16 protein-coding genes are annotated in these 23,580 nt (G+C 60.2%); 5 read left to right on the top strand and 11 right to left on the bottom strand.

Going from position 1 to position 23,580, the window contains the following annotated elements; all coding sequences use genetic code 11:
* Positions 1–139 precede the first annotated feature (139 nt).
* The 10 genes from ACV8MC_RS04300 to ACV8MC_RS04345 form a co-directional block, all read right to left on the bottom strand.
* Positions 140–469 carry a YceK/YidQ family lipoprotein gene (locus tag ACV8MC_RS04300; RefSeq protein ID WP_370695111.1) on the bottom strand — a complete coding sequence of 110 codons (330 nt, stop codon included), beginning with the start codon at positions 467–469 and terminating at the stop codon, positions 140–142.
* Between the two features lie 180 nt (positions 470–649).
* Positions 650–2,101 carry a lipopolysaccharide kinase InaA family protein gene (locus ACV8MC_RS04305; RefSeq protein WP_406228097.1) on the bottom strand — a complete coding sequence of 484 codons (1,452 nt, stop codon included), beginning with the start codon at positions 2,099–2,101 and terminating at the stop codon, positions 650–652.
* A complete protein-coding gene (locus ACV8MC_RS04310) occupies positions 2,101–2,853 on the bottom strand; it encodes a lipopolysaccharide kinase InaA family protein (RefSeq protein WP_236168152.1) in 753 nt (250 codons plus the stop codon). The genes ACV8MC_RS04305 and ACV8MC_RS04310 overlap by 1 nt, the downstream gene beginning before the upstream one ends.
* Positions 2,850–3,584 (bottom strand): lipopolysaccharide kinase InaA family protein, encoded by a 735-nt coding sequence (locus ACV8MC_RS04315; RefSeq protein ID WP_041477623.1) that lies wholly within the window; start codon positions 3,582–3,584, stop codon positions 2,850–2,852. Before ACV8MC_RS04315 ends, ACV8MC_RS04310 begins: the two co-directional genes overlap by 4 nt.
* Positions 3,584–4,390 (bottom strand): lipopolysaccharide core heptose(I) kinase RfaP, encoded by an 807-nt coding sequence (gene rfaP, locus ACV8MC_RS04320; protein WP_056787471.1) that lies wholly within the window; start codon positions 4,388–4,390, stop codon positions 3,584–3,586. The genes ACV8MC_RS04315 and rfaP overlap by 1 nt, the downstream gene beginning before the upstream one ends.
* Positions 4,390–5,511, bottom strand: a complete 1,122-nt coding sequence (locus ACV8MC_RS04325; RefSeq protein WP_041477621.1) for a glycosyltransferase family 4 protein — start codon at positions 5,509–5,511, stop codon at positions 4,390–4,392. Before ACV8MC_RS04325 ends, rfaP begins: the two co-directional genes overlap by 1 nt.
* On the bottom strand, positions 5,511–6,572 hold the full coding sequence (rfaC, locus tag ACV8MC_RS04330) for a lipopolysaccharide heptosyltransferase RfaC (protein ID WP_150638327.1): 1,062 nt from the start codon (positions 6,570–6,572) through the stop codon (positions 5,511–5,513). Before rfaC ends, ACV8MC_RS04325 begins: the two co-directional genes overlap by 1 nt.
* A gap of 1 nt (position 6,573) precedes the next feature.
* Entirely contained in the window at positions 6,574–7,608 is a 1,035-nt protein-coding gene (gene waaF / locus ACV8MC_RS04335) for a lipopolysaccharide heptosyltransferase II (RefSeq protein ID WP_095180992.1), read from the bottom strand.
* A 310-nt stretch (positions 7,609–7,918) separates the two neighbouring features.
* Positions 7,919–10,858 carry a bifunctional [glutamate--ammonia ligase]-adenylyl-L-tyrosine phosphorylase/[glutamate--ammonia-ligase] adenylyltransferase gene (glnE, locus tag ACV8MC_RS04340; RefSeq protein ID WP_150638329.1) on the bottom strand — a complete coding sequence of 980 codons (2,940 nt, stop codon included), beginning with the start codon at positions 10,856–10,858 and terminating at the stop codon, positions 7,919–7,921.
* Entirely contained in the window at positions 10,855–10,980 is a 126-nt protein-coding gene (locus ACV8MC_RS04345) for a hypothetical protein (protein ID WP_263596264.1), read from the bottom strand. Before ACV8MC_RS04345 ends, glnE begins: the two co-directional genes overlap by 4 nt.
* Positions 10,981–11,242: 262 nt before the next feature.
* Here ACV8MC_RS04345 and aceE point away from each other — a divergent pair, with 262 nt between their 5' ends.
* From aceE to msrA, 5 genes are all read left to right on the top strand, one after another.
* Positions 11,243–13,888, top strand: a complete 2,646-nt coding sequence (aceE, locus tag ACV8MC_RS04350; protein ID WP_024011316.1) for a pyruvate dehydrogenase (acetyl-transferring), homodimeric type — start codon at positions 11,243–11,245, stop codon at positions 13,886–13,888.
* Positions 13,889–13,899: 11 nt separating this feature from the next.
* The gene (gene aceF / locus ACV8MC_RS04355; RefSeq protein WP_150638331.1) at positions 13,900–15,855 is read left to right on the top strand and encodes a dihydrolipoyllysine-residue acetyltransferase; all 1,956 of its coding nucleotides are present in this window, start codon (positions 13,900–13,902) and stop codon (positions 15,853–15,855) included.
* A 276-nt stretch (positions 15,856–16,131) separates the two neighbouring features.
* Positions 16,132–17,529 (top strand): alkaline phosphatase D family protein, encoded by a 1,398-nt coding sequence (locus ACV8MC_RS04360; RefSeq protein ID WP_457264577.1) that lies wholly within the window; start codon positions 16,132–16,134, stop codon positions 17,527–17,529.
* A 254-nt stretch (positions 17,530–17,783) separates the two neighbouring features.
* Positions 17,784–20,480, top strand: coding sequence for a putative bifunctional diguanylate cyclase/phosphodiesterase (locus ACV8MC_RS04365; RefSeq protein WP_056787453.1), 2,697 nt, complete (start codon positions 17,784–17,786; stop codon positions 20,478–20,480).
* Positions 20,481–20,682: 202 nt separating this feature from the next.
* The gene (gene msrA / locus ACV8MC_RS04370; RefSeq protein WP_150638085.1) at positions 20,683–21,348 is read left to right on the top strand and encodes a peptide-methionine (S)-S-oxide reductase MsrA; all 666 of its coding nucleotides are present in this window, start codon (positions 20,683–20,685) and stop codon (positions 21,346–21,348) included.
* A gap of 124 nt (positions 21,349–21,472) precedes the next feature.
* Here msrA and ACV8MC_RS04375 read toward each other — a convergent pair whose 3' ends face one another.
* Positions 21,473–22,312, bottom strand: coding sequence for a 23S rRNA (adenine(2030)-N(6))-methyltransferase RlmJ (locus ACV8MC_RS04375; protein ID WP_016772007.1), 840 nt, complete (start codon positions 22,310–22,312; stop codon positions 21,473–21,475).
* Between the last annotated feature and the right edge of the window lie 1,268 nt (positions 22,313–23,580).

Raw genomic sequence — 23,580 nt, forward strand, 5'->3', positions numbered from 1 at the left:
CGATGCGCCTTGAAAATTGATGTGCCCTCGCACAGGGCGAGTGGCAGCTAAAGGGCGGGATTATAGCGTAAACATGACGGGAATTACCTTGTACGAATTGCCACCTGCGCGATTGATCCGATTCAACGAGTCCAACGACTCAATAGCCGTCTCTGCGCCAGTAAATACTCAGATTTGAATCGGTAATCTGCCGATAGACCGTGTAAGGCAACGAAAGCGTATCGAACACGGCGGACAGCGGAAGATCAAGCAACACAAAGGGCGCCAGCATGCCCGTAGGATCAGGCGGCGCATTCAGAGTGCAAAAATCGAAGGCCAGGCCACTGTAGATGCGCGGAATCGACTGGCAGTAGGTCTTCTTTTTGCGCAGGTCACGGGCAGCATCGGCGTCGCCCTGCAAAACGGTCGAGACACTGCCACAGCCTGAGAGAACTGCAGACATTACGCCCAGCGTCAGAATTTTTTTCATGCTCAAGATTCGCCCTCCGAGATCGTCAGGCAAATTAGCATCGAGCCCGAGCAGGGCACAGTTCATGGCTTCTGGAGAAGTTGTAGGACAGATCGCTGTATTTTGTCCGCTACTGCCCACAGACTCCGTTTCGCAGTGGACCAGGTCCTTTGCAAGAACGAGTCTGCTCGTGAGAAGAACTCACCCTGCGCTGGAGACTTCTTTCGGCAACCGCTGATCAATGACCTGGTACAACGCGCTGCTTTCAGGCCAGTTGCGCATGAACCGCGCGCGATCGCGGGCGTAGGCCGGGGCGAAGCTGGCGACCGATGCGTGCTGACGCATCGAGTCGAGATCGATCAGCGCCCAGCGATCCGCCTGCCAAAACAGGTTGTGGCCCTTGAAATCGCCATGACTGATGCGCTCGGCGATCAATCGGGCAAACAATTGATCAAGCGCCAGCAACTCGGCTTCCGGCGCCTGGCCATTTTCCACGTACGGCGCAAAGCGCTCGATGATGTCCGGCCCGGGCAGGAACTCGGTGACCAGATAGGCACTGCGGCGCAGCCACAAAAAACGCTTTTCCAGTACCGCCAGCGGTTTCGGCGTGGCGATGCCCAGGAACGCCAGGCGATTGCCTTCACGCCACGAATGCCAGGCCCGGCTCGGGCGCCAGAAGCGCTTGAGCCAATGGGCGAAATTCTTGATGTTGTAGCGCTTGATAACCAGAGCTCGCCCGGCCACCTCGACTCTGCCGACGCTGGCCGCGCCGCCGGTCTTGTACAGATGCCCCTGATCAAGCAAGGCGTCGGCCTGATCAAGCACCGGCAGCATGGCCGCTGCTTCTTCACGGCGAACGGCGCGCAGGGCAAATGCACCGCGCTGTACGGCAAACAGCGTGCATTCACGGCCGACCTTGTTCAGGTAGTCCCTGAGCCGCCAACTGCGCACCTTGTCGATCTGTTTCTGCAGAGCCTCCAGCGGCAAAGCATGTTCGCTGTTGCTCAACAGATAATAGACCAGCAACTCTTCGGTGAACGGCTCAAGTGACTTCGGAAGCTGAGCGAAAAACACCCCGAGGTTTTCCAGCACTTTTTGTCGGGACAGTGGCTGGCCCGCCGCTTCCGCACGAACTCCGGCGCCATCGATCAGGTACAACTGACCGCCGTGACGCAGCAGATTGTCCAGGTGCAGATCCTCCTGCCAGAGTCCTTTGCCATGCATCCGACCGATAGCGTCAAGCGCTTCGGCCAGAACGGCGGTCTGCTCATCGGCCAGTGCCGGCAGAGACTCGACCTCGGCCCAGGCATCACCGAGGCTCTCGGCACCCTCGAGGAATTCGAACAGCAGCCAGCCACCCTCACCGTCTTTCAGTCCATCGGCCAACAGCAGCGGCGTGGTCAGGCCTTGCGCCGCGAGCAGGCGCACACCGTCCAGCTCACGCTGAAAATGCCGGGCGGCCTTGCTGCCGACCAGCAACTTGGCCAATACCGGCCGACCGCGCCAGACGCCGGCGCCAACATAGCGCTGCCCGGGCAACACCCGCAGCAGGCTCAGCAACTGCAAATCCGCAACACCGGCGGCGTCCGCCAGGGTCACGGTCAGCGGCAGTGAGGGGGTACGCCCGGAGCGGGCCAGCTCGGACAATTGCATCAGCGGGTCTCCTTATGGCTGCGCCGCGCTGTCAGTCGGGTCAGCCAGCTGTCGAGCAGCGAGCTGTCAGTCGGCTGATCGAGATAAGCCGCGAGCAACTGGCGCAAGTCTGCCTCGCTCCATTGCGGCGCTCGCCGTTGCAACGGTTCCAGATCCTTGACCCGATCACGCATGCCGAACAGCAACGGCCGGGTTTTCTCCAGATCGATCAGCTGCGCCTCATAGCCGTCGCCGGTGGCGCGCAGGAAAATATGTTTGGGATAGAAACAGCCATGCACCTGACGCGCGCCGTGCAGCCGCCGCGCCAGCAGCCCGCAAGCCTTGAGAATCGCCGAATGCTGAGCGGCACTGAGCTGCGCCCAGCACGCCAGCAACGAATCCAGGTCGCTCCAGCCGTCCAGTGCACGGGTGAGCAGAATGGCGCGTACTTCCCCGGCGACCTTGCGCTCACCGAAAAACGCCGCCTGCAACGCCGGAATGCCCAACTTGCGGTAACGGCTGATGTTGCGAAATTCACGGGCAAAGCTTGGCTCGCCAAACGGCGCCTGCAAAGTTCGGGTCAGATAATTGCTCTGGCGCTTGAGGTAATAGCCCTGGCCCTCAAGATCGAGACGGAACACGCTGCTCCAGCCGCCACCGGCAGTGTTGGGCTCATCCACAGCTTCAAGCTGTTTGGCCCACAGTGCATCGAAATTGCCGAGACCGTGGCGCTCCAGCAGTGCGCGGTCCTGTTCGGCAAGAAAATCAGTCATTCGCGCCCCTCAAAAAATCTCACCACGTGGCGAATCCGCTTCTTGTCGGCGACATCGAGCCGATCACACTGGCGATACTGCTTGTAGAAGCGCAGGCGCTGGGTGTTGGACAGGTGATACTTGGCCAGTTTGTCGAGACAGGCGAGGTCCTTGGTGATCCGGTACTTGAGCCAGAAGCCGCGCCAGAATTCGCCGTTGGGGCAGTCGATGAGGAAGATGCGCGCCTGATCGTCGATCAGCAGATTGCGCCATTTCAAATCGTTATGCGTAAACCGATGGTCGTGCATGGTCCGGGTGTAACCGGCCAATTGCTGGCTGACACCGTCGACCCAGGCGCGATCCTTGAGCCTGGGATCCTTGCGCTCGGCCAGTGCCGAAAGGTCTTCGGTATTGGGCAGCTCACGGGTGATCATCGCACCCCGATCGTAGGCCGCGCCCCGCCGCTCCAGCCCCCAGGCCACCACCTCGGCCGTGGGGATACCCCACTTGGCGAAGCGCTTGAGGTTCTGCCATTCCATTTTTACACGCGGCTTGCCGAGGTAACGGCGCAGGCCCTTACCGGCGCCGACGTAGCGTTTGACGTAATAATTGACGCCGTCGCGCTGCACCCGAACCACCTCCGACAGCGGATCGCGGGTCAGGCGTTCGCCCTGCAAGGCAAATACGGCTTCGAGGCTGCCGAAATCTTCGGCGAGTTCGCCGTACTGCGGCTCAAGTGTCCAACCCGCCATCAGAGCGCATCCCCGTAACGCTGTTTACGCTCGTAGAGCTTGTCGGCCTTGCCTTGCAGCCAGCTCAGCAATGGCGCTTCTTCTGCCAGAATCTGCCGCAGCGGTTGCTGGAAATAGCCTTTGAGGAAACGCAGTTTGTCGCGGCGGGTCAGGCCGATGTCCAGCGCCGAGAAGTACAGCGCCGCCAGATCCTTGTTGCGCCAGCGCTGAGTGATCTTTGCGCGGGTCTGGGCTCGATGCAGGTCAATCACCGAGAGTTTGAAATCCTGCGGTGTGACCGGTTTGTCGGTGTGCAGCAGAAAATGGCAAATGTAGCAGTCACGGTGATTGACCCCGGCGCGGTGCATCATCCCGGTCATCCGCGCGACTTCGGCAATCAGCGCGCGCTTGAGTGTTGGCTCCGGCGGCTGCTTGACCCAGTCAATGCTGAAGTCTTCGAGGCTGATGGTCGGCGCGAGTTCTTCGGTGACGATGAACGAATGCTGATCCGCCGGGTTGCTGCCTTTCTCGCCGTAGGCGACGGCAGTCATGGTCGGCACGCCGGCTTCCTGCAGACGCTGAATGGCTTTCCACTCCTGACCCGCGCCGAGCACCGGCAGCTTGGCGGTCAGCAGGTTCTTGAAGATCTCGCCCCAGCCGATGCCACGGTGGATTTTCACAAAAAACCCGTTGCCGTCGACTTCCGTGCGCAATGTCCGGCGCGCTTCCAGCTCGCGGTACACCTCGCCCTGCAAGCCTTCGACTTCGGCGAACGGGTCGCGTCCGGCCCAAAGGCTTTTGAACGGTTCAGCCAGCATCAACTTCATTAAGCGTGCTCCGCCAGAATCACATCCGCCGCGTGCTGCGGCATGCTGTAGAGGTCGGCCGTCTCGGCGAAGGCCAGACCGTTGCGGCTCCAGGCCGCCCGTGCAGCGTCGTCGCTCAACATCTCGGTCAGGTATCGGGTCAGCTGCGCCTGCTCGAATGGCTCGTCCAGCACTCGCCCGGCATCGGCTTCGGCGATGTAATGGGCGTAACCGCAGACCGCACTGACCAGCACCGGCAAACCGGCCACCAGTGCTTCAAGCAGCACGGTGCCGGTGTTTTCGTTGTAGGCCGGGTGGATCAACAGGTCGGCACCGAGCAGGAAACGCGGGATATCGCTGCGCCCTTTGAGGAAGGTCACATTGTCGCCCAGGCCCAGCGTCGCACTCTGCATCTGGAACAATTTGGGGTCATCCTGGCCGATTACAAACAGCCGGGTGCGTTTTCTCAACTCGGCCGGCAGCGCGGCCAGCGCCTTGAGGCTGCGATCAACACCCTTGGTCTTGAAGCCGGAGCCGATCTGCACCAGCAGCAACTCGTCGTCCTTGAGATTGAATTCAGCGCGGAAACCGGCGCGAATCTCATCGGCATCCGCCGGCCGCCGACGATCCTGGGCAATGCCCGGCGGCAGCAGGTGGAAGCGCTCGAGCGGCGTGTCGTAATACTTGATGAACAGCGGCTGCTGCACTTCGGAAATCATCAGCACTTCGGTCTTCGCGTCTTTGGCGAACACCGCGCGCTCGTACTCGGCGAAGTGGCGATAGCGACCCCAGCGGCGATAAAGCGAGTTGCGCAGATTTTGCGCCTTGTCTTCGAAGCAGCCGTCGGCGGCGTAGTAGACGTCCAGGCCCGGCATCTTGTTGAAGCCGATCAAGCGATCGACCGGACGCTTGGCCAGATCCGCTGCCATCCACGCGCTGAGCTTTTCGTTGCGACGGTGGTTGAAGAACGCTTTGACCGGCGCCACCAGCACTTCGAAACCCGGCGGCACGTCGCCTTCCCAGATCAGCGTGTAGACGCGAATCTGATGGCCGCGCTTCTGGCATTCGAGAGCGATGCGCATGAAGTCGCGCTGCAAGCCACCGAACGGGAAATATTTGTACAGGACAAATGCCAATTGCATCAGCGCAGCTCCTCAGCCATTAACAACGTGCTCAGTCGGCTGGCGACACGCTCGGGGTTCACACGCGTGAAGCACAAAGGCTGCTCGCGTTTCAGGTCAAACTGACGGGCATCCTGCGCGGTCGGTTGATAGGTACATTTTTTCTGCATGCAGGGCGCGCACGGGAAGTCGCTGGCCAGATGAATCTGCAGCTTGCCGTAAGCGCCGGTCAGGCCCGGGTTGGTCGGGCCGAACAACGAAATCGTCGGCACATCCAGCGCAGCGGCCAGATGGCCGAGACCGGTGTCCACCGCCACGCAAGCCTGCGCGCCGGCGAGCACTTTGCCAACGCCAGCCAGATTGAGTTTCGGCAGCACCTCAGCGTGCTTGAAGCCGGCGGCGATGCGTTCGGCGCGGGCCTTTTCCTGTGGGTTGCCCCACGGCAGCTTCACGCCAACGCCGAGGTAGCCGACCCGCTCGGTCAGCTCGCGCCAGTAGTGTTCCGGCCAGTGCTTGGTGTCCCAAGTGGTGCCGTGGAGGAACACCACGTAAGCGTTCTTGCGTGGCAACTCGACCAGTCGCTCGACGTTGAGGCCGTAATCGCCGAGGCCTTTGGGCAAGTCGTAACCCAGAGCGATGGCGAATAACTGGCGTACGCGCTCGACGGCGTGCTGACCACGGGCGACAGCGAGTTTGCGATCGTAGAAGCGCGCGGCTATCGGTTCGCGCGCGGAGGTTTTATCGAGGCCGGCCACCGGGGCTTTGACGTAGCGGGTCAGCCAGGCACTTTTCAGCAGGCCTTGGGCATCGATCACCAGATCGTATTTATTGGCGCGCACGCTTTGCTTGAAGCGTTTCCACTCGCCGCTGGTGATGGTTTTCCAAAGATTCTTGCGCCAGCGGCGGATCGCCACCGGAATCACTTTATCGACCGCCGGGTGCCAGCTCGGAATCTCGGCGAAGCCCTCTTCCACCACCCAGTCGAACTTGATCCCCGGGATCGCGCGCGCAGCGTCGGTCAGCGCCGGCAACGCGTGAATCACGTCGCCCAGCGATGAGGTCTTGATCAACAATACCCGCAAGTTAATGAACCTCGACCACGGAGCCCTGCAACTTCTGCAAGGCATCGTTGACCGCTTCCGGCATCAGCTGACGCAGGCAGTTGTAATGGCCGAACCGGCAAGTGCGATCAAAGCACGGGCTGCATTCGATGCCCAGGCGCACGATCTCGACCTGCTCAGCCAGCGGCGGGGTGAAACCTGGCGAGGTCGAGCCGTATACCGCGACCAGCGGACGATTCAATGCCGCAGCTACGTGCATCAGGCCGGAGTCATTGGACACAACGGAATCGGCGCAGGACAGCAGGTCAATGGCCTCGGCCAGCGAGGTGCCGCCGCTGAGGTTGACCGATTCTTCGCGCAGGCCCGGGATCAAACGTGCGCGGATATCTTCGCCGACCGCGTGATCGTTTTTCGAGCCGAACAGCCACACCTGCCAGCCTTCGCGGATGCGCGCTTCGGCGACCTTGGCGTAATGCTCGGACGGCCAGCGCTTGGATTCGCCAAACTCGGCGCCGGGGCACAGGGCCAGGACCGGGCGATCGAGGCTCAGGCCGAACTTGACCAGTGCCGCCTCGCGGGTCACCGGGTCGATTTGCAGACTCGGGCGCGGGTACGGCTTCGGCAGTTCGGCGTTCGCTTCATAGGCCAAGGCCATGAAGCGCTCGATCATCAGCGGGTAGCGTTCTTTGTCGAGGGTACGCACGTCGTTGAGCAGGCCATAGCGGAATTCACCGCGCCAACCGGTGCGTTTCGGGATGCCGGCAAAAAACGGCACCAGCGCCGACTTCAGCGAGTTGGGCAGCAGGATCGCCTGATCGTACTGACCGCGCAGGGACTTGCCGATGCGTCGGCGTGTCGCCAGTTCCAGCGCGCCGTGGCCGAGCGGGAAGCTCAAGGCCTTGCGCACTTCGGGCATGCGCTCAAGGATCGGCCGGCTCCATTCGGGCGCCAGCACGTCGATTGCGCATTGCGGGTGGCGCTGCTTGAGACACTGAAACAGTGTCTGCGCCATCACCATGTCACCGACCCAACTGGGCCCAACGATCAGAATATTCATGTGGTTTCCAAAAACGAACCGGGGAGGCATTTACGCCTCCCCGCCTCGATAATCATTGTGGAAGCGGCGCTGCTGGCGATGGGTCATTTCCTTCAACATGACTGTCGACTGTCACTCCACTATCGCGAGCAGGCTCACTCCTACATTGTTTTGCATCTGTTCACATTACTGCGCTCAGCGCAGATCACTGTGGGAGCGAGCCTGCTCGCGAAGGGGCCGGCACGTTCAACATTGCTGTTGACTGACACTCCGCGTTCGCGAGCAGGCTCGCTCCCACCTTTTGAATCTCATTGTCTTCATTGGCGCTTTTTCAGCTTAGCCCCATCTCTTTCCATATCCGCAAAACCTGCCGGCGTTCGTCGGCAAACTGGTCGCCCGGTATCACCCCGGCGTCCTTCTGCAAGGCCTGCCGGTGGGCGGCGGAGCGGTAGGCCTTGTAGGCCTCGCGCAACAGACTGGCATCTTCGGCGGGCATCAGCCCTTCGTGTTCCAGCTCTTCCAGAATGCGGATGTTATCGGTCCAGCGCAGCAGCGGCGGATGGCTGTGCGACCACGCCAGGGCCGCGTATTGCACCATAAATTCAATATCGACGATACCTCCGGCGTCCTGCTTGAGGTCGAACGGCACGCCCGCGTCGAACGCATTCGCCGCCGTGCCGGCTGCGGTGCTGCGGGTGCCGAGGTTGTCGCGCATCTTGGCGCGCATCTCGCTGACTTCCTGTTGCAGCTTGGCCAGATCCCTAGGTTTGCCCAATACTTGCGCACGGACTTTTTCGAAGGCCTGGCCAACATCCTGACTGCCCACCAGCACCCGCGCGCGCACCAAGGCCTGATGCTCCCACGTCCAAGCTTCATTTTCCTGATAGCGGGCGAACGCGCCGAGGGAACTCACCAGCAACCCGGAAGCGCCGGACGGTCGCAGGCGCATATCCACTTCATACAGCTGACCGGAGTTGGTCTGCGCTGTGAGCAGGTGAATGATCCGCTGCCCCAGGCGCGTGAAGAACTGCGCGCCGTCGATGGATTTCGGCCCGTCGGTTTCCGCCTGCGGATCGCCGTCATGGATGAACACCAGATCCAGATCGGAACCATGCCCCAATTCGATACCGCCGACTTTGCCATAACCGACAATGATGAAGCCGGGATCGCACAGCGTACCGTCGGTGCGCAGCGGCGTGCCGTACTTGGCCACGGTCTGCCGCCAGGCCAGGGCCAGCACTTGTTCGAGAATCGCCTCGGCCAGCCAGGTCAGGTAATCGCTGACTTTCATCAACGGCAGACTGCCGGCGATTTCCGAGGCGGCGACGCGCAAGCGGTGCGCCAGTTTGAAATGGCGCAGGGCTTCCATTTGCTGCTCGAGGTCGTCCTCGGGAATTCGCGTCAGGCGTTCGCGCAACTCGGCCGCCAGTTCCGGCGCCAGCGGCGGCTTGAACAGCCGACCTTCGTTGAGCAATTCGTCGAGCAGCAGCGGGAAGCGCGTGATCTGCTCGGCAATCCACGGGCTCGCCGCACACAAGGTCAGCAGGCGGCGCAGCGCGCCGGGGTTTTCCGTGAGCAACACCAGATACGCCGAACGCCGCGCCACCGCTTCCACCAGTGGCAGCACGCGCTCGAGCACCAGATCGGGATTGTCATGCTCCACCGCTTGCGCAAGCAGTCGCGGAATAAAAGCATCGAGACGCTCGCGCCCCAGCCGCTGCATCGCGCGCAGTTGCGGACTGCCGCGCAAACCGGCCAGCGCCTTCAGGGCTTTACCGGCATCGACGAAACCGCCCTCCTGCAACTGCCGGCACGCGGCCTCCTCGTCCTGCTCTTCCTCCCACAGCGGCAGCCATTCACCACCGACCACCACTTCGCTTTCGCCGCCCTCTTCTTCGTCGGGATCAGCGATCACCTGGGCGAAATGCCAGGCCACGCGCCCGCGCCAGTACATCAGCTGTTCGTGGAATGCCGGCCAATCGGCGAAACCCAGCATGAAGGCGATGCGCGCCTGATCCTGCGCGCTGTCCGGCAGCATCTGCGTCTGACGGTCGGCAATCGCTTGAATGGCATGTTCGGTGTAACGCAGAAACTCGTAACCCTCGCGCAGTTCACTGACCACCGCCGGCGGCAGATAGCCCTGCCCTTCCAGCGTGCTCAACACCTTTAATAGAGGACGCTGTTGCAGGCTCAGATCGCGGCCACCGTGGATCAACTGAAAGGCCTGAGCGATGAACTCGACTTCACGAATGCCGCCGGAGCCGAGCTTGATGTTGTCGGCCATGCCTTTGCGGCGCACTTCCTGCTGGATCAGCTGCTTCATGGTGCGCAGCGCTTCGATCGCCGAGAAGTCCAGATAGCGCCGATAAACGAACGGCCGCAGCATATCGAGCAACTGCGCGCCGGCAACCTGATCGCCAGCCACCACCCGCGCCTTGATCATCGCGTAGCGTTCCCAGTCGCGGCCCTGATCCTGGTAATACTGCTCCAGCGCGTTGAAGCTGAGCACCAGCGCACCGGACGATCCGTATGGACGCAGGCGCATGTCGACGCGGAAAACGAAGCCGTCGACCGTCATCGGGTCGAGCGCCTTGATCAGACGCTGGCCGAGGCGGATGAAGAATTCCTGATTATCCAGCGAGCGTTTCACGCCGACGGTTTCGCCGCCTTCGGGGTAGGCGAAGATCAGGTCGATGTCGGAAGACAGATTCAGCTCGACCGCGCCGAGCTTGCCCATGCCGAGAATGACCATCTGCTGCGGCTCACCGCTGCGCCGGCCGGTGGGTGTGCCGAATTGCTCGCAATGGCGGCTGTACAGCCATTGATAAGCCTGATCGATGGTGGCGTCGGCCATGTCCGAGAGGTCACGGCAGGTCTGCACCAGATCGGCCTGACGGGTCAGGTCGCGCCAGATGATCCGCACCTGATGCCGTGCACGCTGGCGGCGCAAGGCGCGGCCGAGTTCGTCTTCGCTCTGCGCGCAGTTCACGGCGGCGGCGATCTGTGCGCACAGTTCGCCGGGCGCGAACGCCCGATCAAGTTCGCCGGACGCCACCAGCGACAGCAACATCAAAGGGTCACGAATGCTCTGTTCAATGACAAATTCGCTGGCGGCGCTGACGCGGGCGAATTGCGCCCAGCGCTCCGACGTCCAGTTCGACAGGCCGTGATCGTCTTCAAGGGCGGCGACGGACGTACGGAACGACTGCTCGGATCGGCTGACCAACGGCAGGAGAATGGCGGGCAGTTCGGCAAGCACGGGCAGGGTCATGGTCTATCCTTGATCGGCGTAATAAGGGCCGCTTGTAGTGAATGATGAAAACCCGCTACGTGAAGGACTGTCGAACAAAAGTTAGAAATAGCTGAAATTTCTTTTTCTTTGGCATCCAGCATCAAACTTTCACCTTATTCGGATGGAAATCGACCCGCCTTAACGATTATTCTCACAACGCAGTCGGAGGCCACAAGCCTTTCATCTGTAGTTTTACTACTCGTCTATACATTCGAAAGGCTGAAATGCCGGACGATTTGTAGTAAAACTACACGCCGCCGGAACAACCTGTCGGCAATCCAAGAATTTTAAATCGTCTGCCCACAAGGCCAGTCGCAAACTCAGGCAACCGATTCTGGAAGCCTTTCCGCCCTGGAGCAAGCCATGCAAGACCTCGATCCCGTCGAAACCCAGGAATGGCTGGACGCCCTGGAATCGGTTCTCGACAAAGAAGGCGAAGACCGTGCTCACTATCTGATGACCCGTATGGGCGAACTCGCGACCCGCAGCGGCTCGCAGCTCCCTTACGCGATCACCACGCCTTACCGCAACACGATCCCTGTTACCCACGAAGCACGCATGCCTGGCGACCTGTTCATGGAACGCCGCATTCGCTCGCTGGTACGCTGGAACGCGATGGCCATGGTTATGCGCACGAACCTGCGAGATTCGGACCTGGGTGGTCACATCTCCAGCTTCGCTTCCAGTGCGACCCTGTATGACATCGGCTTCAACTATTTCTTCCAGGCCCCGACCGACGAACACGGCGGCGACCTGATCTACTTCCAGGGCCACACCTCGCCAGGCGTTTACGCCCGCGCATTCATGGAAGGCCGCATCACCGAAGACCAGATGAACAACTTCCGTCAGGAAGTCGATGGTCAAGGCCTGTCGTCCTATCCGCACCCTTGGCTGATGCCTGACTTCTGGCAGTTCCCGACCGTATCGATGGGTCTGGGTCCGATCCAGGCGATCTACCAGGCGCGCTTCATGAAGTACCTGGAGCACCGCGGTTTCATCCAGCCGGGCAAACAGAAAGTCTGGTGCTTCCTGGGCGACGGCGAGTGCGACGAGCCGGAATCCCTGGGCGCGATCTCCCTGGCCGGCCGCGAGAAGCTGGACAACCTGATCTTCGTCATCAACTGCAACCTGCAGCGCCTCGACGGCCCGGTTCGCGGCAACGGCAAGATCATCCAGGAACTCGAAGGCGTGTTCCGTGGTGCGCAGTGGAACGTGACCAAAGTCATCTGGGGCCGTTTCTGGGACCCGCTGCTGGCCAAAGACGTCGACGGTATCCTGCAACGTCGCATGGACGAAGTCATCGACGGCGAGTACCAGAACTACAAAGCCAAAGACGGCGCGTTCGTTCGCGAGCATTTCTTCAACACGCCTGAACTCAAGGCGATGGTTGCCGATCTGTCCGACGACGAGATCTGGAAACTCAACCGTGGCGGCCACGACCCGTACAAGGTCTACGCGGCGTACCACGAAGCGGTCAACCACAAGGAACAACCGACCGTCATCCTCGCCAAGACCATCAAGGGTTATGGCACCGGTGCCGGCGAAGCGAAAAACACTGCGCACAACACCAAGAAAGTCGACGTCGACAGCCTGAAGCTGTTCCGCGACCGCTTCGACATCCCGGTCAAGGACGAAGAGCTGGAGAACCTGCCGTTCTTCAAACCAGAGCCAAACAGCGCCGAAGCCCGCTACCTCGCCGAGCGCCGTGCCGCACTGGGCGGTTTCGTGCCACAGCGCCGCGCGCAGAGCTTCAGCGTACCGACTCCGGATCTGGACACCCTCAAAGCCATCCTCGATGGCTCGGGCGACCGTGAAATTTCCACCACCATGGCTTTCGTGCGGATCCTCGCGCAACTGGTCAAGGACAAGGAAATCGGCCCGCGCATCGTCCCGATCATCCCGGACGAAGCCCGTACCTTCGGTATGGAAGGCATGTTCCGTCAGCTGGGTATCTACTCCTCCGTCGGCCAGCTCTACGAGCCAGTCGATAAGGACCAGGTGATGTTCTACAAGGAAGACCAGAAAGGTCAGATCCTTGAAGAAGGCATCAACGAAGCAGGCGCCATGAGCTCGTTCATCGCTGCCGGTACTTCGTACTCCAGCCACAACCAGCCGATGCTGCCGTTCTACATCTTCTACTCGATGTTCGGCTTCCAGCGTATCGGCGACCTGGCCTGGGCCGCTGGCGACAGCCGTACCCGTGGCTTCCTGATCGGCGGCACCGCTGGCCGCACCACCCTGAACGGTGAAGGTCTGCAGCACGAAGACGGTCACAGCCACCTGCTGGCCGCGACCATCCCGAACTGCCGCACCTACGATCCGACCTACGGCTACGAGCTGGCGGTGATCATTCAGGACGGCATGAAGAAGATGACCGAAGAGCAACAGGACATCTTCTACTACATCACCGTGATGAACGAGTCGTACCAGCAGCCAGCCATGCCGGCCGGTGCCGAAGAAGGCATCAAGAAAGGCATGTACCTGCTCGAGGAAGACACTCGCGATGCGGCGCACCACGTTCAGCTGATGGGCTCCGGCACCATCCTGCGTGAAGTGCGTGAAGCGGCGAAGATCCTGCGTGAAGAGTTCAACATCGGCGCTGACGTCTGGAGCGTTACCAGCTTCAACGAACTGCGTCGCGACGGCCTCGCCGTAGAGCGCAGCAACCGTCTCAAGCCTGGCCAGAAGCCTAAGCTGAGCTACGTCGAAGAGTGCCTGAACGGCCGTAAAGGTCCGGTCATTGCTTCTACCGACTACATGAAGCTGTTCGCCGAGCAGATCCGTCAGTGGGTACCGTCCAAGGAATTCAAAGTCCTGGGCACCGACGGTTTCGGCCGCAGCGACAGCCGCAAGAAACTGCGTCATTTCTTCGAAGTCGACCGTCATTTCGTGGTGTTGGCAGCCCTGGAAGCACTGGCTGACCGTGGTGATATCGAACCTAAGGTTGTGGCCGAAGCCATCGCCAAGTTCGGCATCGACCCGGAAAAACGCAACCCACTGGACTGCTGAGGAGACATTTTGTGAGCGAACTCATTCGCGTACCTGACATCGGCAGCGGTGAAGGTGAAGTAATTGAACTGTTTGTGAAGGTCGGCGACCGCATCGAAGCCGACCAGAGCATCCTTACCTTGGAATCGGACAAGGCCAGCATGGAAGTGCCGGCCCCGAAAGCCGGCGTCATCAAGAGCCTGAAAGTGAAGCTGGGCGACCGTCTGAAAGAAGGCGACGAACTGCTTGAGCTGGAAGTCGAGGGCGCCGCTGAAGCGGCACCTGCGCCTGCCGCTGCTCCTGCCAAAGCCGAAGAGAAACCGGCTGCGACACCTGCTGCTGCCGCGCCTGCCGCTGCTCCTGCTGCCGCTTCGGTACAGCAAGTGCACGTGCCGGACATCGGTTCGTCGGGCAAGGCACAGATCATCGAGATCCAGGTCAAGGTCGGCGACAGCGTCGAAGCTGATCAGTCGTTGATCACCTTGGAATCCGACAAGGCCAGCATGGAAATCCCGTCGCCTGCCGCTGGCGTGGTCAAGGCCATCAGCGTCAAGCTCAACGACGAAGTCGGCACTGGCGACCTGATTCTGGATCTGGAAGTGGCGGGTGCTGCGGCCCCTGCGGCTGCCGCTCCGGCCCAGGCTGCTGCACCGGCCGCTGCCGCTGCGCCTGCTCCGGCAGCCGCGCCAGCAGCACCGGTTGCCGACAGCGTTCAGGACATCCACGTTCCGGACATCGGCTCGGCTGGCAAAGCCAAGATCATCGAAGTGTTGGTCAAGGCGGGCGATACCGTTGAAGCCGACCAGTCGCTGATCACCCTGGAATCCGACAAGGCAAGCATGGAAATCCCATCGCCTGCCGCTGGCGTGGTGGAAAGCGTTTCCATCAAGCTGGATGACGAAGTCGGTACCGGCGACCTGATCCTCAAGCTGAAAGTCAAAGGCGCGGCCCCTGCTGCTGCCCCGGCTCCAGCTGCCGCAGCTCCGAGCGCTCCGGCACCTGCCGCTGCTGCTCCGGCCGCTGCACCTGCTGCCGCCGCTCCAGCCGCCGCACCGGCCAAGCCGGGCGCGAAAGTTCACGCCGGCCCTGCCGTGCGTCAACTGGCCCGTGAGTTCGGCGTCGAGCTGAGCGCCGTTGGCGCCAGCGGTCCGCACGGTCGCATCCTCAAGGAAGACGTGCAGGTTTACGTCAAGGCGATGATGCAGAAGGCCAAGGAAGCCCCGGCCGCTGCCGGCGGCGCTACCGGTGGTGCGGGCATTCCGCCGATTCCGGTGGTCGATTTCAGCCGTTTCGGCGAAATCGAAGAAGTGCCGATGACCCGACTGATGCAGGTCGGCGCCGCCAACCTGCACCGCAGCTGGCTGAACGTGCCACACGTGACGCAATTCGACTCGGCGGACATCACCGAGCTGGAAGCTTTCCGTGTTGCGCAGAAAGCCGTGGCCGAGAAGGCTGGCGTCAAGCTGACCATCCTGCCGCTGCTGCTCAAGACCTGCGCGCACTTGCTCAAGGAGCTGCCGGACTTCAACAGTTCGCTGGCGCCAAGCGGCAAGGCGATCATCCGCAAGAAATACGTGAACATCGGCTTCGCCGTCGACACTCCGGATGGCCTGCTGGTGCCGGTGATCAAGAACGTCGACCAGAAGAGCCTGCTGCAATTGGCAGCCGAAGCGGCTTCGCTGGCTGAGAAAGCCCGCACCAAGAAGCTGTCGTCGGACGAGATGCAAGGCGCCTGCTTCACCATTTCCAGCCTCGGCCATATTGGCGGCACCGGCTTCACGCCGATCGTCAACGCGCCGGAAGTGGCGATTCTTGGTGTTTCCAAGGCAACCATCCAGCCAGTCTGGGACGGCAAAGCCTTCCAGCCGAAGCTGATGCTGCCACTGTCGCTGTCCTACGATCACCGCGTGATCAACGGCGCTGCAGCGGCACGCTTCACTCAGCGTCTGGGCAGTCTGTTGGGCGACATCCGCACCATCCTGCTGTAACTCAAACGGCCCTCCGGCGACGGAGGGCCGCTTGCTGCACCCTTTCGAGCGCCACACGCTCGTACCTCAACCCCGTCAATTGACGGGGCTTTTTTTGCCTGAAATAAACCGGATCGCGCCTCTTTCCTACAACCTGCGCTGACATCGGCCACAGGTCTGGTCCACTTAACGCCAATATTTTCCGCCGCTGGCCAACTAACCTCTGCTCAGGAAAGTTGCTTCAACGCGCTCCGCTTATTTAAATCTTGTTTATTAAAATCTCGAACGGAATCGATCATGTTCAAACCGACTATCGGCCCCATCGTGGGCCACGCGACAACTAACGAAGTGCGCATTTTCATGCGCGGCGAACAACAGGACAAAAAACGTGTATTTGCCGGAGTTCGCGCTCGCAAGGCCGGCACGGAAAAATGGTCGAACAGCGTATTTGCACTTTTGAACCCGGCCAATGACATGTCGGGTGTACTGGTATTGCAGGATCTCGAAGCTGATTGTGAATACGAATATCAAGCCGGCTGGTTAAGCCCGATGAATCCGGTGCATACCATCGACACGGTCATTGAGTTTCCATTGCAATGGCCGCGACAGCTCTACCGCTTTCGCACCCGCACCGCGAAAGCCAGCCAGCCTCGGGGGTTTGTCGTCGGTTCGTGCCGTTATCTACGGATTACCGCTGGCGTCGCTTCCTTGCCGCAACTGGGCGACCGCATCTTTGGCTCGATCAATCGACTGGTCGAGAACAGTCATCTACCCGTCAGCGCGGTGATCATGACCGGAGATCAAGTGTATGTAGATGATTTGAATGTCATTGCTCCGGATCGCGAAGCCAAAGACATCCTGAAGAAATATCGAACGGCATTTTCGCAACCGAATATTCAGCGACTGATGTCCAATACATCGACTTACATGATGCTCGACGATCATGAAATAGAAGATAACTGGCCTGCCAATGCCACCGCAGCGGACGAGGACTTATATCGCAACGCCATGGCCGCTTATGAACTTTATCAAGCCAGCCACAGCCCGGTTTATGCATGTAATGAGAAGGGTCAGATAGACCGGGATACGTTGAAGCATTACTGGTATCAGTTTGGCGACAGCGATATCGCCTGGTTCGTCACCGACAGCCGCACCCGACGCAACTTGTCGAAGGATGACCGGCGCATTCTCGACATCGAGCAAGAACAGGCCCTGCTGCGATGGCTGATCCATAGCCCGGCGCGAGTGAAGTTCGTGGTGACCAGCGTGATGTTCTATCCCGATCGCAAGTTCAACGGTGACGATGCCTGGAAAGCATTTCCCGAACAGCGTCTGCGCCTGCTGGAAACCATCCGCACTCACCGGATCAAGAACGTGGTGTTCGTCTCCGGCGACGTTCATGGCTCTCTGACCAGTCGCCTGTCTCACAGCGAGGACGCCGATTTCGAAGTGCACACCATCGTGTCCTCGCCGCTGCACAACAGCAAATTGCTGCCGTATGCCAAGGCCTCGACGTTTATCCTCGATCAACCGCTGGTGCGCACGGCGGCAGGGGATTATCAGCACGAGCTCACCAGTGCAGTGGTGAGCCAAGACAATTTTGCGCATGTGGTCGTTGAGGCTGATCAGATATTGGTCAATTACCATGACCGCGATGGCAAGAAGTTGCAGTCGATCAGTATGAAATTGCGTTGAAACACCAAAAGATCGCAGCCTTCGGCAGCTCCTACACAAGGCGCATTACCCTGTTGGGGCTGCGTGAAGCTGCGATCTTCTGCTCATTTCAGTTGTGCACTGGAGAAATGTTCACTGCAGCCGACATATTCTTATAGCACTTGGCCTTCATCTCTCTTGTCAGTCGGTGCCGCAATGATGCAACCTTGCCGCAGCCAACAGACAAGAGGGCGAGAGCCCGGCGCATTCAGCATATTTCCAAGCGAGTTTCCTTCATGAAGAGCCAGCCCGATGCCGCCAGCCGTATGGCGGCCGAGGTAGTGACGCAGTTGCCTGTGCCCTCGCGGCTCGGCATGCTGCGTTTCGAGCGCTTGAATGAAGCGAGTTGGGCAATGCTGTTCCTCGATCCCAACTGCGAACGCCAGTTTGGCCAGCCGGCCGTCGAGCTCTGCGCACTGGTCGGCTCGCCTTACGCCAGCCTGATGGAGCCCGAGGCGCGCTATCAACTGCACGATGCGATCCAGCAGCAACTGAGCAAAAGCGCACATTACGTCGTGCGCTACACCCTGCACACCGCCGCCGGCGCGTTGAACATCCTCGAGCTGGGTGAAGCCTACAAACAGCACAACCGGCATTTGCTGCGCGGCTACCTGCTGGCGGTCGACGAGGTGTTCGACGAAACCCAGGCGCTGCCTTCGGTGGATCTGGAAACCCAGAACTCGCGCCTGCAAATCGCCCTTGAGCTGAACCAGCGTGCCCAGCAGGAACAACTGCAGCATCTGGAGCGCGTGCGTGCCCAGCAGGATCTGATTCTGCTGCTCGCACGCCAGCGCTACAGCACGCACAACTCGCTGCAGGAAGCCGCTGAACTGATCACCCGCTGCGCCTGCGATATCTACGAGATCGACTGCGCCAGCCTGTGGAACCTCGAAGGCCAGCGCTTGCTGCCGATCTCCGCTTACCATCGCGCGACCCAGGAATACATCCTGCCGGAGCCGATCGATATCAGCGGCTTCCCCGACTACATGGAAGCCCTGCACAGCAGCCGCGCCATCGATGCCCATAACGCCATGCACGACCCGCGTACCCGCGAGATGGCCGAGGCGATGCGTCCGCGTGACGTCAACGCCATGCTCGATGCCAGCATTCGCGTCGACGGCCAGGTAGTCGGCGTGTTGTGCCTGGAACAGACCGGCGTCACCCGCGCCTGGCAGTCCGACGAAATCGCCTTTGCCGGCGAACTGGCCGACCAGTTCGCACAAGTGATCAACAACCATAACCGACGCACTGCCACCAGCGCCCTGCACCTGTTTCAGCGCGCGGTCGAGCAAAGCGCCAACGCCTTTTTGCTGGTCAACTGCGACGGCGTGGTCGAGTACGTCAACCCGAGCTTCACCGCGATCACCCAGTACACAACCGAGGAAGTCCACGGTCAGCGCTTGTCGGAATTGCCGGCGCTGGAAAATCTCAGCGAACTGCTGTTCGACGCACCTTCGGCGCTGGCCCAGAGCAACAGCTGGCAGGGCGAATTCAAGAGTCGACGCAAGAACCTCGAACCGTACTGGGGCCAGCTGTCGATCTCCAAGGTCTATGGCGATAACCGTGAGCTGACGCATTACATCGGCATCTACGAAGACATCACTCAGACCAAATTGGCCCAGCAACGCATCGAGCGCCTGGCCTACACCGACAACCTGACCAACCTCGGCAACCGTCCGGCATTCATCCGCAATCTCGATGAGCGCTTCGCCCGCGACAGCGATACGCCGATCAGCCTGTTGCTGGTGGACATCGACAACTTCAAGCGGATCAACGACAGCCTCGGTCACCAGACCGGCGACAAACTGTTGATCAGCCTCGCCCGGCGCTTGCGCAACAGCCTCAGCCCGAGTGGCAGTCTGGCGCGTTTTGCCAGTAACGAGTTCGCCGTGTTGCTCGACGACACCGATCTTGAAGCCGGGCAGCAGATCGCCAGTCAATTGCTGATGACCCTCGACAAGCCGATGTTCGTCGACAATCAGCTGATCAGCGTCACCGGCTCCGTGGGCCTGGCCTGCGCGCCACTGCACGGGCGCGATCCGCAAACCCTGATGCGCAACGCCGGTCTGGCACTGCACAAAGCCAAGGCCAACGGCAAACACCAGTTGCAGGTGTTCACTGAGGCGCTGAACGCCGAGGCCAGTTACAAACTGTTCGTCGAGAACAACCTGCGCCGCGCCCTGACGCAGAACGAGCTGGACGTGTTCTACCAGCCGAAACTGTGCCTGCGCAGCGGTCGTCTGCTGGGGATGGAAGCGCTGTTGCGCTGGAACCACCCGGAGCGCGGCATGATTCGCCCGGATCAGTTCATCAGCGTCGCCGAGGAAACCGGCCTGATCATTCCGATCGGCAAGTGGATCGCGCGTCAGGCGTGCCGCATGAGCAAATCCTTGACCGCTGCCGGCCTGGGCAATCTGCAGGTGGCAATCAATCTGTCACCGAAACAGTTCTCTGATCCGGATCTGGTCGCCTCGATCGCCAACATCCTCAGGGAAGAAGCGCTGCCGGCCAATCTGCTCGAACTCGAGCTGACCGAAGGCCTGCTGCTGGAAGCTACCGAAGACACGCATTTGCAGCTCGACCAGCTCAAGCGCCTGGGCCTGACCCTGGCCATGGATGACTTCGGCACCGGGTACTCGTCGCTCAGCTATCTGAAGAAATTTCCGATCGACATCATCAAGATCGATCGCAGCTTCATCCACGAAATCCCCGACAACCAGGACGATATGGAAATCACCTCCGCCGTGATCGCCATGGCCCACAACCTGAAACTCAAGGTCGTCGCCGAAGGCATCGAAACCGCCGAGCAACTGGCCTTCCTGCGCCGGCATCGTTGCGACGTCGGCCAGGGATACCTGTTCGACCGGCCGATTCCGGGTGATGAGCTGATCAAAGCGCTCAAGCGCTATCCGCGTGGGCCGCTCTGTCTCTAACCCCGCTACCCCATTCTCGCCATAACATGCCGCCCCCTGTAGGAGCTGCCGAAGGCTGCGATCTTTTGATCTGGTTTTTAAAAAGCAAAATCAAAAGATCGCAGCCTTCGGCAGCTCCTACATTGGGTAGTGATTAACTCGGCATCATTCGGCACACTGGCGGTCTGACTTTTTACCTCCAACCTGACTGAGAGGAACGCTCATGGTTCTGCGCTCGGAAATTCTGGTGAACAAAAACGTGCTTCCAACCAAAGAACAAGCCCTGCCCGGCCGCGAAACCGCGATGACCCTGCCGGAAAAACACTTCGTCTTCGAAGACACCCCGCTGCTCGGTCCATTCTTTCAGGACGTCGACTTTGCGATTTTCGGTCTGGGTTGCTTCTGGGGCGCGGAACGACGTTTCTGGCAGCGCGAAGGTGTGGTCAGCACCGTGGTCGGTTACGCCGGCGGTTTCACGCCAAATCCGACTTATGAAGAAGTCTGCTCGGGCCTGACCGGCCACGCCGAAGTGGTCTTGGTGGTGTATGACAAGGCCCGAGTCAGTTACGAAGAACTGCTGGCGATGTTCTGGGAACTGCACAACCCGACTCAGGGTATGCGTCAGGGCAACGACATCGGCACCCAGTACCGCTCGGTGATCTACGCGACCTCGCCTGAGCATCTGGACGCGGCGCTGAAGAGCAAGGCTGTGTATCAGGCGGAACTGTCGAAGGCGGGTCTGGGCGAAATCAGCACCGAGATCGAACTGGCACCGACCGTGTACTTCGCCGAGACGTATCACCAGCAATATCTGGCGAAGAACCCTGAGGGTTATTGCGGGATTGGCGGCACCGGCGTGTGCATGCCTGCGAGCCTTGCGGGCAATTAACCCCGCCTGATCGTTCCCACGCTCTGCGTGGGAATGCAGCCCGGGACGCTCCGCGTCCTGACAGCGGACGCAGAGCGTCCATTGAGGCATTCCCACGCGGAGCGTGGGAACGATCGCTCGGCGATCAGCTCTCGGCAATTAACCAATCCATCTGCCAGCCACCTTGGGTCTGCCCCAGCTTCTTCGACAACCACGGCAGCAGCTCACGCAATTCTTCTTCCAGCCCCCACGGCGGATTGGCGATCGCCAGCCCGGAACCGTTCAGGCTGTTCGGCGTGTCCAGTGGATGCACCAGCAGCTCCACACGCAGCAACTTCGGCGCACCCGTGCCCGCCAGGTCTTGATAGAAACGCCGCAATGCACGCTGATCCTTCACCGGATACCAGATCGCTGCCACGGTCTGGCGCATGCGGCCGATGGCTTCTTTCATCGACGCCGCGCAGCGCTGCATCTCGTCCAGTTGCTCGAACGGCGGATCGATCAGCATCACCGCGCGCTTCTCCTGCACCGGCAACATCGCCCGCGCCACGTGCCAGCCCTCGCCCAAATGGACCTTCACCCGACGATCGCCAGCCATATTGTCCTTGAGCAGCACGCCATCTTCCGGGTGCTTCTCATTGAGCATCACCCGATCCTGCGGCCGCGTCAGGCGCCGCGCCAGCTCGGGCGAACCCGGGTAATAGCGCAACTGGCCATCCGGGTTCATCTCGTGCAGCACCTTCATGTAATCAGCGGTCAGCGCCGGCAGGTCCGGCTGATCCCACAACCGCGCGATGCCTTCCAGGTACTCGCCGGTACGGTTGGCCTGATCGCCCTGCAAGTCATACAGACCGATGCCGGCGTGCGTGTCGAGATAGGCAAACGGCTGCTCCTTGCGCGACATCAGAGCGATGAGGCGGGTCAAGGTCAGGTGTTTGAACACATCGGCGTGATTGCCGGCATGGAAGGCGTGACGATAATTCATGGCTGCTCCTGCGAGGGCCGCAAAGTTTACCTTTTACCGGTCGGCAAGTCAGGGGTTCGCAGCCGAGTGGACAAACGCCTTTCCCTCACCCTAACCCTCTCCCGAAGGGAGAGGGGACTTACGGTGGCGATCTTGCGAGTTACATCGACCTGAATGATCGACGTGATCTCAGGCTTGGCCAAACGAAGTTCACCGCTGAAGTCGCAGGTCGGCGTACAACACCAAGACAACTCGGTCAGTCCCCCGAAAGAACACCACCATCCAGGCTTGGCCAAGCGAAGTTCACCGCTGAAGTCGCAGGTCGGCGTACAACACCCAGACAACTCGGTCAGTCCCCTCTCCCTCTGGGAGAGGGCTAGGGTGAGGGGCTTTGCTTTTATGGCGTTAAACTGGCTAACCATCAACGACAGGAAGTCAAAAATTCATGCGATATCTGATCATCTGTTTACTCAGCCTTCTTAGTCCATACCTCGCCCTTGCCGACGAAACCCACATTGAACAGGCACGCCAGACACTAAAGAACTACGGGCTGAGCCAACTGCATCCCGGCGCCATTCAATGAGCAATCAGCCCAGAGAAAAGACATTGCACTATCCGCCAATGCCTACTCATCCATGGGCAACGGCCTGCATTCCATCCAGCAAAATGAAGACACGCTGCAAGTGCTGCACGATCGTTATAAAACAACCAGAAACTATGTGTATGCGGCATCTGAGCAGACACCGTCGATCAGCAAACACTCGAAAAGCCATTTCGTTTTTTATGGGTGCCTGGAGGTCTCAAGTCAGAGGCTTTCGACAGTTTTATCAAGACCCAGGATCGGCACATCGCAGACTGACTGCTGAACCCTAAACGTCAAAAGATCGCAGCCTTCGGCAGCTACTACAGATGATCCCGTGTAGGAGCTGACGAAGGCTGCGATCTTTTGATTTTGCTTCTGAACAGTTCAGGCAGGCATGGCGCCCAGACGTCGCCCGATGACGTCGAGCAAGGGGATGGCGCAGAATTTGGCGAAGTCGCTGAGGATCATCGAGTCACCTTGATCGAACGGCGCATGCATATATTCTCCAGCACCAGGAGCACGGCGCAAAGTGGGGGGTAGTTGAAGGCCATATCAGGAAATCGGAGATGAGGAATTTTACGGAGCTGCACAAAGGTCGAATTTGGATAGACGGTAGTATTTAATGCAATTACCTGTCAGATCTGACAGTGGCGTTATCGGTAGCTACTGATCCATAGTCTGAACGACGCGAAAATCAATCGATCGC

The organism is Pseudomonas sp. PK-RTE-24, from assembly GCF_054052265.1.